Annotated in this window: 1 pseudogene; it reads right to left on the bottom strand. The window is 80.7% G+C overall.

Annotation, left to right across the window (positions count from 1 at the left end):
* Positions 1-231: 231 nt before the first annotated feature.
* A pseudogene (locus ACFP3V_RS29900) lies at positions 232-544 on the bottom strand (hypothetical protein); the annotation flags it as partial.

The following is a 544-nucleotide window of genomic DNA, read 5'->3' as shown; positions in this document are numbered from 1 at the left end:
CCTCCACGGCGACGGACGAACGCGTCGCCGCCGCAGTCGCCCGCCTGCGCTGACCAACGCCCCGCCAGGGGCGCGAGGAACTGCGTGGGAACACACCGCTCGGGGAGGTCCGACCCCTTCGATGGGACGGACCTCCCCGAGCGCTGGGCTGGTCGCGCAGTTCCCCGCGCCCCTGGCGGGGGCGGGGTGCCCCCAGCGGCCCCAGGGGGGGGTGCCGGGTTGCTCCCGGCGTCAGACGGGCAGGACGGTGCCCGGGGCGGCCGCGGTGAGGCCGGAGACGTAGCCGGGGAGCTGGCCGGCCAGGCCCGTCGCCGCGCCCAGGCCGGGGGTGGTCGGGCCCATCGGCAGGCTCTTCAGCGAGGGCAGCTGCGGCGACCCCAGCGGCAGCTGGTTGCCGTTCAGCGCCTGGCCCACCGGCAGCGACTGCAGCAGCCCGCCCGCCGCCTGGGCCGGGGCGGGGGCGCCCGCCGGCGCCGCCGCCGGGCTGACGCCCAGCGTGTCCGCCGCCGGGGCGACCGCGCCGGTCGGCAGCGCGCGGGACGCG

Origin of the sequence: Streptacidiphilus monticola (assembly GCF_042658505.1) — a bacterium.
Classification (GTDB): domain Bacteria; phylum Actinomycetota; class Actinomycetes; order Streptomycetales; family Streptomycetaceae; genus Streptacidiphilus; species Streptacidiphilus monticola.
This window is presented reverse-complemented; position numbering and strand designations above follow the sequence as displayed.